The 12426-nt window shown below is 42.7% G+C and carries 7 protein-coding genes; all 7 read right to left on the bottom strand.

What is annotated here, in order from left to right; translation table 11 throughout:
• Window positions 1-108: 108 nt before the first annotated feature.
• Entirely contained in the window at window positions 109-2733 is a 2625-nt protein-coding gene (locus OHT75_RS16635) for a glycoside hydrolase family 3 C-terminal domain-containing protein (protein WP_264728645.1), read from the bottom strand.
• A gap of 15 nt (window positions 2734-2748) precedes the next feature.
• A complete protein-coding gene (locus OHT75_RS16630) occupies window positions 2749-3507 on the bottom strand; it encodes a DUF6445 family protein (RefSeq protein ID WP_264728643.1) in 759 nt (252 codons plus the stop codon).
• Between the two features lie 53 nt (window positions 3508-3560).
• Window positions 3561-5048 (bottom strand): tryptophan halogenase family protein, encoded by a 1488-nt coding sequence (locus OHT75_RS16625; RefSeq protein ID WP_264728641.1) that lies wholly within the window; start codon window positions 5046-5048, stop codon window positions 3561-3563.
• 36 nt (window positions 5049-5084) lie between these two features.
• Window positions 5085-6140 (bottom strand): cupin-like domain-containing protein, encoded by a 1056-nt coding sequence (locus OHT75_RS16620; RefSeq protein WP_264728639.1) that lies wholly within the window; start codon window positions 6138-6140, stop codon window positions 5085-5087.
• Between the two features lie 5 nt (window positions 6141-6145).
• Window positions 6146-6877, bottom strand: a complete 732-nt coding sequence (locus OHT75_RS16615; protein WP_264728637.1) for a SapC family protein — start codon at window positions 6875-6877, stop codon at window positions 6146-6148.
• Between the two features lie 71 nt (window positions 6878-6948).
• The gene (locus tag OHT75_RS16610) at window positions 6949-8571 is read right to left on the bottom strand and encodes a tryptophan halogenase family protein (protein ID WP_264728635.1); all 1623 of its coding nucleotides are present in this window, start codon (window positions 8569-8571) and stop codon (window positions 6949-6951) included.
• 305 nt (window positions 8572-8876) lie between these two features.
• Window positions 8877-11876, bottom strand: coding sequence for a TonB-dependent receptor (locus tag OHT75_RS16605; protein ID WP_264728633.1), 3000 nt, complete (start codon window positions 11874-11876; stop codon window positions 8877-8879).
• Between the last annotated feature and the right edge of the window lie 550 nt (window positions 11877-12426).

Below are 12426 nucleotides of genomic sequence, written 5' to 3'. Positions count from 1 at the left end.
CAAGATAACCTCAAAAAGCAGCCGGCATATAAGCCGGCTTTTTTAATTATCAACCCTAAACCAGCGACTTCAGTCGGTGGTTATCACTGTGTCATTTCTATTAAGTGTTTATTTTGCTGTTTTGTAGTGGAATTTTTTACTGAGTCTGATGTCGGTAACCGAAGCTCCAAGCATAATTTCAAATTCTCCTGATTCGGCTAACCAATCATGGCTTTTAACATCCCAAAACGACAAGTCCCGTTGAGTTAAGGTGAACTGGGCTGTTTGAGTTTCACCAGCTTTTAGCCAGACCTTGTCAAAGCCTTTTAGTTCTTTGATTGGGCGAGGCACGCTTGAATCGACATCTCGTAAGTACAACTGCACCACTTCAGCGCCATCTACTTTACTTGTGTTGGTGATGTTTACTGACACGGTTAAGGTGTTGTCACCACTTATGCTGGGGCTAGATAATGTCATATCAGTATAATTAAATTGGCTGTATGACAAGCCGTGACCAAATGGGAACTCAGGCGCGATATGTTGTTGTTCGAACCAGCGATAACCAATGAAAACGCCTTCACTATATAGCGAGGTGTCAGCGTTGTAATCATTTAGTGCTATTGGAGCGGTATCAGTCAGTTTTTTAGGGAGTGTAATGGGCATTTTTCCACTTGGATTAGCGTCACCAAATAAAATATCTGCATAAGCATGGCCAGCTTCCATACCGCCGTACCAGCCCCAAAGTAATGCCTTAGCTTTATTGGCCCAGGGCATTTCCACCGCAGACCCCCCAATCATCATCACTATGGTATTGGGGTTTGCGCTGAGCAATTTGGATATCACTTCATCTTGCTGGCCTGGTAATACCATATCAGGTCTGTCGATGGACTCTCTATCGTCAGCATGACTAAGCCCACCAAAGTAAATTACCGCATCAGCTTTTTTTACTGCCGCGAGATATTCACTTTCACTGTGATATAAACTATTCGGTGTTTCCCAGCCTAAGGTTGCTTGCTTATCGCCTTGGTAACGGAAACTGACTGTATAGGTTTCTCCTGCCTCCAATGGCATGGATGCAGATACTATCTTATTGGCTTGTGCCTTTGATTGCGGAATTAACGGCTTGTCGTTTATAAGCAGTGCAACCTGACCATCGGCTTTGATGTTGAAACTGTGGTTACCTGATTCCATAGGTTTAATATTGGCTTTAATCTCAATCGACTGAGTTTGTCCTTTTGCATCAAATTGTGGATCGGCTATCCAAGATTCGCTTGCTATCTGGGTCATAGCGGTATCTTGATAATAATTAATTTGCCACGATGGCGTGCCTGTCCAGTGACGAGTGGTGAGATAGTCATTGGAAATGGGCATAAATTGGCTGCTGGCAGGACGCATTAATGTGATGTTGACTTTGTCGCCCAGTTTGGCTTTTAAGCCATCAAGTGGGGTAATTTCATATAATGCTTTTACCTCAGAAGAGCCGCCACCAAATCCATGACGTTTATCTGCATTGGGGCCAAGTACCAAAATATTGTTTATTTTAGCGGCGTGTAACGGTAAAACTTGGCTATCATTTTTCAGTAACACCACACCATTGGTCGCAATGGTTCTGGCATCCTGGCGGTGACTATCGGTATTTCGTTCGCCGGATAAACGTTGTTTATCCATCATGCCGATACTTAATTGCACTCGTAAAATACGTGCGACTTTATCGTCTAAGATTGACTCAGGAATTTTACCTTCTTTGATCATCGCTAATAGCGGTTTTGCCATAAAATATTCATCAAAGCTGGCAACATCAGTGCCCATTTCAATATCAAGACCATTCATCGCAGCATCGTAGGTATTAATGTCAACATTCCAGTCCGTCAACAGCACCCCTTGATAACCCCATTCACCTTTTAAAATGGTTTTGACTAAGTGTTCGCTTTGGTTAGCATTTGTGCCTCTAAATTCATTATAAGCCCCCATAATCGCATGCACGTTAGCTTGCTTTACTGCAGCTTCAAACGCCGGTAAATATACTTCACGTAAGGTTCGCTCGTCGGGGGTGGCGTTAACACCAGTTCGGTTAAGTTCTTGGGTATTTAACGCATAGTGTTTGACGGTCGCGCCCACATCATTAGCCTGAATCGCTTTTACGGTTGGCACCACAAGTCTTGCGGCTAAAAAAGGATCTTCACCCATATACTCAAAATTACGGCCGTAGAGTGGCAGACGGGCAAGGTTCACCCCAGGTCCCAGAATAAGATCTTTGTTACGGTGTCGAGCTTCAGCACCTAAAACATTACCATGCAGCTTAGCCATGTTTTCATCCCAGCTGGCGGCAACGGCAGTAAGAGGGGGCAGGTATGTGGAGTAGTCATTGGTCCATCCCGCCGGAGCCCATGAATCACGGTCAATTTCGTAGCGGACACCGTGGGGACCATCAGACATCCACATTTCGTGGATCCCTAAACGTTCAATTGCCGGAATATGAAATTTACCCGCAGCATGCACTAGCGACACTTTTTCCTCTAAAGTCAGTAATGGCAATAAGCGGTTGATTTCATCTTCCACTTTGGCAATACGATCACCAATACGCTGTTTTTCACTGTCAGGTAATACAGTTAAGCTGTGTATGGTTTGTGGTGTAATACTTGGGTGAGCCGCCGATGCGGTATCCGCCGTACCTGCACATAAAATAGTAGCGATGCAGACTGTAAGCGCTTTCTTTTTGTTGCTAGGCGTTATAACGCACCAAGGCATATCCATAACGTGTTCCTTATGTTATTTGAAATTAATAAAGATGTTGGCAGTGAGACGACCAGTATTAGGATCATCATCAATATCTGTGTGTAAATTCACTAAGGTTGAATGCAGCAAGTTGCCTGGGTAAATCACCAGGCGATTGGGTTGGTATTCAATTTGATGATAAATGTCGTAATGTTGATCGCTTTGAACAAAATACTCTGGCGTGTTTTTAGCATTTTCAGTTAAAAATGCGTTTGCTGAAGTGAAGTAATGCTCCATTCTGGCTTCATTCACCCGTTCAAAACCCGTATTTTTGTGTCTAAAAAAGGCCGTATTGCCATGGGGAGCCTCGTTGAGGTAGTGCAATATGGCAAAGTAGTAGGGCTCTGGTGTGTCAAAATGTGGCAAACGCTGCAAAGGCATTAAACTTTCGGGGGCTTGGCTGATTAATGAAAATGACAATATTTTCGGTTTTATTCGCAAGTGGTGTGGCACCGTATAGACATCGTAAATTAACTGAAATACCTGATTTATCACTTCAATGGCATAGCGCTGAGGCAGTGGGGCCCTCACACCAGGATAGTAGGAACCATCATCTTTTGTAAATACCGCCTGTTGACGAGCAATACCCAGTAAAGTGGATAGTTCATCTGCAAAGTTGTCGATAATAATTACGGGGGTTTGCTCTTGCCCTATATAGCAAACCTGCGGCTTGAAACCACTGACAGTGATAATACTGTCAGTGGAATTTTGCACAGGATTAACATGATTCGAGTGAGTCGTTTGGGACGACATGGTCTCTATCCTTGTTAGTTATGGTTAACTTCATATTGTTCAGTCAACGCTGTTTACACTATGTTTGCTTTACAGTAATGATTAATAAAATCGAAATGGGGTGGCAAGGTCTCTACTTTACGTTTTGCTGTCGATTTAATGTTATTTAAAAAACTGGCTAACTCTTCAGTTTCCATCATATCGACAATCGGATGATACTCTTTTGGCATGATCCCTTGGCCCATCATTACTTGGATCCAAGAGCTTTCACCAAATAATTCATTACCGTATTTGTACACTTTACCCGATTGGCTGAACATATCGATGCGGTGTTGCAGTGATGCTGGTATAGGCATGTTCTTACAGTAACGCCAAAAACGGCTGTCTTCGCGGTCGGTGACTTTGTAATGTAAAATAATGAAGTCGCGAATATTATCCATTTCTAACTTGATTTGTTGGTTAAATTCGTTGATATCCGTTTGATCAATTCCCTGAGAAGGGAACTGCTGCATTAAGCGCACGATACTGCGTTGAATAAGATGAATGCTGGTGGATTCTAACGGTTCTAAAAAGCCTGATGATAAACCTACAGCAATACAGTTTTTATTCCAGTGTTGACGACGTGTTCCTGTTTTGAATTTAATCACTCTTGGTTTATTTAGGGGCTCGCCTTCAATGTTGGCCATTAAGGTGTCGATGGCTTCTTGATCTGTCATATATTTACTGCAAAATACAAAACCGTTACCGGTACGGCTTTGTAATGGAATTCGCCATTGCCAACCCGACTCACGGGCAATTGAACGGGTATAAGCCAGTGGGGTATTGACTGATTTTGTTTGTACGGCAATTGCGCTATCGCAAGGTAAGTAATGGCTCCAATCATCAAAACCTGTATTTAAGGTTTGTTCTATCAGCAAGGCTCTAAATCCGGTGCAATCAATGAATAAATCACCCTCAATTAATTCGCCATTATCAAGTTGCAGCGCTTTGATATAGCCATTATGGTCATGCAACTGGACATCAGTAATTTTACCTTCAATGCGAGTCAGGCCATTCGCTTCAGCCATTTTACGTAAAAACTTCGCATAGAGACTGGCATCCATATGATATGCATGGTTGTAATCCTGATTGGGTAATATGGCAAACCGGCCTTGGCGAGCGGCGAGATGTTCGGTGCAGTAGTCGCCTATTTCGCTGACCATACCCTGTTGCTTGCCTTTAAGCCAAAAGTGTTGAAAGCCACAAGCCCAGCAGTCTTTACCTAAAAAGCCAAATGAGTGTAGGTAATCCTTGCCTACGTCATGCCAGTTTTCAAAATTAATGCCTAGCTTAAAGGTGGCGTTAGTTGCTGCCATTACGTCTTGTTCTTTTAAACCTAATAGACGGTGAAAAATATGCAATGTTGGAATGGTGGCTTCCCCTACGCCAACAGTGCCAATATCATCAGATTCGACTAATACCACGTCAATGTGTTTGCCCATCAACTTTGTTAACGCAGCAGCGGCCATCCAACCTGCAGTGCCGCCACCGGCAATAACCACTTTTTTGATTGCTGTCTTCATTCGGTTTACCTCTTGGGTATATTTATTCTTATTCGGTTAGCGTTTTAATTTATTGGTTAAATCAGCTCGTAATTTGCGCGCGTTTAACTCATCAATCGGTTTGGTGAGCATGCCTTTGGCATTATCAGGGATATGGCTCTCATCAATGTCATCGTGCTCAAAAATGTAATAGTCAAATAACGCTTTCCAGGCTTTGCGCTGCGCTTTGGGTAATGATCTAAGGCTAAGCATACTGTGCAATAGGGCATTATTGGGGCGTCCCAAAAATGCCGGTGTATCACGCCACCAATGGGTAATGAGCACATTAAAATCTTCAACGCCCCGTACATGGTGCCACCACATGCTTGGGATAAATAACACGTCACCGGGTTCAAGTGCTGCGGTAAAAGAGGCCGCTAAGGCATCTTTGAATTTAGGGAATTTGTCATAATCGGGTTGGTCAAAATTAACCATGCTGATTTCTTGGCCGCCAGGCGCAAATACCATCGGGCCAATATATAAATTGGCAATTTGTTCTGGTGGAAATAAGGTAAATGTGCGTTTACCGACCATGTTACAGGCCAAATTGTGCGGAAAATCGAAATGTGCGGCCACGCGAGTTTGATTGCCTAACCATATGTTTGCCATTGGATTAACCTGTGAAAACTGCAAGCAATTGTCGGCAAACAGGCTAGGGAAGTATTGTTGTATATTGGTCGAGCCCATATACACACTTGCAGGAGTCTGGTGTAGTGATTCAGCTTGTAAACGCTCAAATATTTGCGCTAAGTCGAGCCGGCCTGCTTGATAATTAAAACCGTCAATTTGTTGGTTGTAAAATACTCGGCCTTGTTGTTCTGGTGGCAAATAATAGGCTGTTACAGGTTGCCCCGTGTAATGTTGTAACAAATAATCCATTGCGGTTTTGGTTGATTCAAGTCCTGCTTGAACCAGTGGGAAGTGACGACAAAGACCTTTGAAAATCATAGGTGTATCGGCACTTTCTATTCGTTGATACAATTCATCAAGCGTGCAATCAGTATATTCAGGCACGCAATTTTGTACCGCTGAGTTAGCGAATGGGGGCGTGTGGTTATGCAACGGGGTAGCCATTATGCTTATCTATTTTTGTGCTGTGCGTTTTTACGATCAAGTAACCCGCGCACATTAGATTGAGACGCCATCGACATATAAATGGCCTGCAAATAGCCTTGTTGATGAAGTTTGGCCAGCACAGCGCCTTCAAGCATATTGAGTTTTTCTTCATTGATGGTGTAAAAACCGATCATTTGATGTTTTTCACCATTGTCTAATTCAATATCGAGGGTAAACGATTCCAATAGATCATGTTCAAGCAATATATCAATAAACACCTTGCTATCATTCAAGCCTTGGTGAATCGCAGCTAACATATCACCCACTTCATCTAAATAATCGGTATTGCCGCCGAAGGGGTGAAAGACAGCTTCACCTTGCTCTTTATTGACTCTAGGATGGTCGATATCGATATGAATGACATGCTGTTCTTGCTCGATGCCATCTTCACGCACCACTTGTTTACCGATTAGAAATGGTTGGCGGCGTATTGTCAGTGGCACATAGGAGGCATCCCAGCCCTTGTCAGTTAAAAACAGGTTATCTTCATTGCTAAAACCGAATAATGCGACAGCATAAAATTGACCCGTAGCTGCATCTTTGTGGAAAAAGATCGGGTAGTGAGCCTGCACACTACGAAATTCAAGTGGAAATGTGACCGTATACCATAAATTGTCACCGTATTTTGCTGAGCGTTCAGTGATCACTTTGAGGTCTTTGTGTTCCACACTATTCAGTAATACATGTTGGGTCATGTTGTTGTCCTATTTATGTTTATTGTTATTTGAGGCTTGATTATTGTTCTAATTCATTAAAGCCCTAAGTACTATATTTTTGAAAAACCGTTTAATTTTAGTTGGTTTAACAACGCCCTATTGGTGGGCAATACCTGCCTTAAACGAGAGATTCTTTGGATGTTTTCGGTAAATAATTGTTGTGCTTGTTGTTTCATCGACGGTTTAAGCTGCGCCTGAGGTTGGGTTTCAAATTGCATTCCGTACAGTACAAATTGATAACTGGCCGCCGGAAATAGCATCTCGCGGTAAATAAAATCATGCTGACTGGGCGCTTGGTGTCGCCATAGTGCTAGTTGCTCTGTCAAGGCATCTGGTATCGAAGTCGCTGCTCTATGGTCATGCCAATAGTCACTGTCGCTTCTATTGCTTATCACATAGTGCAGCTTTAAAAACTCAATAATTTGCTGCCAATGGTGTTGAAATTGCTGATTAACCCGTTTGGCAATGGTGTCCATCGTGCCACGAGTGGGCGGTAATTGGGTGGCAACGGCTTTTGCTGTCCATTCGACAAGTGCAAGAGCTGAAGCTTCAAGCGGTTCAATAAACCCTGCAGCCATTCCGACAGCAACACAATTGTTTTTCCAACAAATCTGATGATGTCCTGGGGCTATATTCAATTTTCGTGGCGAAATGTCAGCCGCTTTTTCGCCTAAGTCAGGTTTAAGATAGGCCATAAGTTGTTGCAAAGCTTGCTCATCATTTGTGTGTGATGATGAATAAACATGGCCAACACCACGACGGCTAGGTAAGCCAATATCCCAAATCCAACCGTGTGTTTGTGCCGTTGAATGGGTACAAGAGGCAATCGGGCTATTATCCTCGGCGTAGGGGACTTGTATTGCCAGTGCAGAGTCATTAAACAATACATGTTTTTGGTTAATAAAAGGCACGGCTAATTTTTCACCCAGCAGTAAAGATTTGACGCCCGTGCAATCAATAAATAAATCGGCATGGATTTGACCCTGTTGTTGGGTTAGCACATGGCTAATATCACCCTTTGGTAAGTCAGTTTGTGTTGTTTCATCCACCAGAACAATATCAGTGACGTGGTCGATAATATGCTTTACCGCTAAATTTTTAGTGCAATGTTGTTGTAATAATTGACTAAATTTACCAGCGTTCAAATGATAGCCGTAATTGTTGATAAAGCTGTATTCTGAGGTGGAAATTTGTTTCGGTGCCAATGCATGTTGACTGACTTGATTTTGCTGGCAAACAGCATCAGCAAAACTTATCTGGGCTTTGTGTGGCAGCCAAAAAGGGGCGATAGCAAATTGAGGTTCACCAATAGGCAGGCTAAAAGGGTGGAGGTAACTGTGTTGTCCATTAGGCATATTGTTTGTAGTAGACGGTTTAGAGGTTTCTTGCCAGTCTATGAAACGAGAACCTTGTTTGAAGCTAGCATCACATTGCAATAAAAACGTGGTTTCATCGATGCCTATTTTTTGTAGGGTAGAGCGCATCGATGGCCAAGTACCTTCACCAACCCCAATAGTGGGTACATCGGGAGATTCTATCAAGGTGATATCTAATTTAGGTGAAGGGGAGAGACGACCATTATCAGCATTGTGTTCGGCTGCTATTAATCCGGCAGTGATCCAACCTGCGGTGCCGCCACCGACTATGACTATTTTGGTTACTGCTTTTTGCATCGACTCTGCCTACTGTTACTGCTTTGTTATGTTGTTTTGGTGCTTATGTTGGCATCAGCATAGTGCTGTAATACTCACAGGTTAATGTACTCACTAAGCACGATAAAACATGGGTTAGTTTAGAATTCATTAAAATGTAAGCACTTTCAAGTGTTAATTTGATTGTTTTTGATTTAAAAAAATAGGCAATATCCCTATTGCCGAGTTTTATTATCCATGTAAAAAAAGAGGTGGTTGTGGCCACCCCAAACGACCTAAAGGGAAAAGCGGCTCATTCAATTGGACAGAATTGAATGAGCTATTTGTTAGAAGGTGTAACGCGCACCTAAGCCATAACGAGCACCTGTTTGGGTGTAGTTAAGGACTTGCTCATTTGCACGACCATGCACGCGAGTTGTTTCATTGGTAATGTTCAACCCTTCAATGAACACAGTTAAGCCTTCAACTTGAGGAATGTCATAACCAATGCTGAAGTCAACTTGCGAGTATGCTTCGGTATATTGAGGGTTAGCACCCGTATTGTTACCCGTTGCATTTAAGAACTCATCACGCCAGTTCCATGCAACACGCGCGGTAACACCGTAGTTTTCGTACATGGCCACAATGTTTGCAGTATCACTGATACCAACTTCAACATTTTGTGGTAAATCACCTGGGCGATTTAAGTTTGCATTGTCATAACTGTCACCGGCATTCACTAAGGTGTAGTTAGCTTGCATACCGAAACCTGATTCACCGAAGAAATGCTGCACTGCAAATTCCCAACCATCAATCACTGAGCTTTCGCTGTCGTTGGTAGGTTGATTGATTAAGAACAGTAAATCATCATCACCTGGATTACCGGTAATTTCGATGTTGCCGTTAGCAGGGTTAATGGTCACGTTTGGATCTGTTGCGCCGTAGTTATCATAAATCCACTGACGTTGAGCAATAGCCGTTGTTTGACCCGCAGCGATTGCTTCATCGACATACTTACTGTGTGATGGATCTGGAATGTTATAAATGTTTGATTCAACGACACCATTGTCGATGAAGTTGGTCACATCTTTACGGAAGTAGCCTACAGAAGCGTAGCTACCTTCAGCAAAATACCATTCCGCAGAGACATCGTAGTTAGTCGATTCTAGCGGTAATAAACCAGGGTTACCCTTAGTACCACTACCACCACCACGGTTAGCTAATGTGCCTACCACTGTACCGCCTTGAATAGAGGTGTAATCAGGGCGGCCAATGGTTTCACTGTATGCAGCACGTAGATAAACATCGTCTACAACTTCAATATTGAAGTTTACATTGGGTAGGTAGTAATCGTAATCACCCGTTTCAGTTAAGAAAATTCGCTCACCTGTTGGGTTAACTGCAATTTCTGTTTCCGCTATCCACGTTGCACTACCGTACTCTGATACTGCAGAGGTTGATTCTACATCGGTTTTTTCGTAACGAAGACCTAAGTGAACATCGAATGGCATGTCGCCGATTTCACCAAAATAGTTATATTGTATATACGCAGATTTAGATTTTTCTTCAGTAAAACGGTCGGTATCGCTAGCGTAATCGGTAGATGGACAGAAACCATTTCCACAATCACCTACCGCACTTGAGTCATATAATTCAGCAGCACGAGCACGAACGGCTTCGAAGTCCCAAAGGAAAATGGTGTTTAAAGGATCGGTTGATGCACTACCTTCATAACTGCCAAAGTTACCTTTTGAACCGTCAAACTTATCTTGAACGGTATCTGCAGGGAACCATGCTGCATCTAAATCACCCGCAGCGCCAACGCCACCCCAGTCGTTACGTTGTACGTTAACTGATTGAGAATGATTATTAACATCCGTAGCCGCAATACCAAAATCGATGCTGCCAGCTTCTTCAAAATCATAGGTACCTGAAATTTGTAATTGTTCTATTTCAGAACGGTTGACCGCATTGCCAAATACTGACCCTGTAATACGCATATCTTCAGGACGGACATTGTTACCGTTCCCCACAGCCAGAACAGGCACATCACCGGTAAAGTCAGTGGCGGCACTGGTACGGATAAACGCTGCAGTACTTAAGTTGCTGTTACTGCCGTTAGGGCTGTTTGGTGAACGCTCAGCATAGGAATTATGGTAATCAAGCTCTAAAAACAGTGCATCACTGGCATCCCATTCTACGTTGAAGCCCAAAGAGCCGCCTTCATCACGAGTACCAAAATCACCCGCAGCCATAGATAAGTCTGCACCACCACCAGGATAGGTTTCTGAATAAACTAACGGTGAAGACACTGGGCCGTCAGACCAAGTGCTTTCTTGAGTGGGCACAAAGTTAAACCATGCCGATACGTCATGTGACTGAGTATCTACATCATTTTGCATATAGGTATAGTCAAGCGTAGTACGTACATTCTCAACAGGTTCATATTGCAGCACTAATTGACCATTGGTACGTTTACGTTGTTGTTCTTCAAAACGGTAAATGGTGGTTTGAGGAACAGAATAGACATCGTTATCGCCCGGACGATTAATTTGATTGGCATCTTTTGGCACGCCACCCCATTCTGGGTTAGCGCCTGGAGAACCGCTCCAATCTTGATCGACACTGCCAGGAAAACTACGCCAGCCAGTTCCTACCTGAGCTTGCTGGTTACCACTTTCGCGATCTTGATAGCTGGCAGAAATAGATATACCAAACTTATCATCAGCAAAAGTATTTGAATATAAGGCTGATAACTCTGGAGTAATGTTACCTTTATCTGTTGAAGTATCATCAACAGCTTTAACACCAAAGGAGGCTTTTTGACCAGGGTTGTTTAGCGGACGCTGGGTTAGTACGTTAATTGTAGCGCCGATACCACCTGTAGAGTTTTTCGCTTGGCTGGTTTTTTCTACTTCAACAGCACTGATCGCTTCAGAGGCGACGTTAGCAAAATCAAATGAGCGTGAACCCGTCGTCGTTGGCATTTGGCGGTTGTTCAACATGACTAAGTTACGGTCTGGACCGAAACCACGCACAGTCACTTTACTGCCTTCACCATTTTGACGGTCAATTGATACGCCTGAAATACGTTGTAAAGACTCCGCTAAATTAGTATCTGGAAACTTACCAATATCTTCCGCATTGATTGCATCAACGATACCATTTGAACTGCGTTTGACATCCATTGATTTGACTAAACTGCCACGGATACCCGTAACTTGAATCACTTCAATATTTTCATCACCAGCTTCTTCTGCAGCATGAGCAGGCATCATTGAACCTAAACCGAGTACAAGCGATAAGCTTGTCGCTAGCTTAGTTTTGGTAAATGTTCTTGTTTTCATCTAGGAAATCCCCATTGACTAGATTCTATTTGTTCTAATAGTTTACGAAGAAATACGCAAACCGATTTATTATTTTACAAAAGCGAAACATTGAGTTTGGTTGGTTTATGTAAGCGCTTACATAAACCTAGTGTAATTTGTGACTTGAGTCAATTAAAATGACCAAAAATAACAACATATTGTTAACTTGTTTGTGTTGCAAAATCATGGGTAAATGGTAATTTGCTGTATTATATGAAAAAGTAATTGTAACAATAGTTGTTAAATATGTAAGCGCTTTCTGTAGTAAAGCTGTTTATTAAGAAGATTTTAATTTTCTGAAGGGGGGGATAGTTGGCGGTTAAACTTTTACAAAAATACCGCTATTCAACCTTCATTTAGCTTAAGAGGTGAATATTAGCTAAAACTTGTATGTTTATTGTCAGACTATCAAGCTTGAACTTTTCGCTGTTCACAAGGGGAAGTTACGCGTGCATAGTGGGTCTTGGTTTGGGTTCCAACTTCTCATCCTCCTCGGTGTAGTGCGTTACTTCACTGTCATAAACGCTGA

Origin of the sequence: Shewanella subflava (genome assembly GCF_025971955.1) — a bacterium.
In the GTDB taxonomy this organism is placed as follows: Bacteria; Pseudomonadota; Gammaproteobacteria; order Enterobacterales; family Shewanellaceae; genus Shewanella; species Shewanella subflava.
Note: the sequence above shows the minus strand (reverse complement) of the source record. Positions and strands in the feature narration are given on the sequence as shown.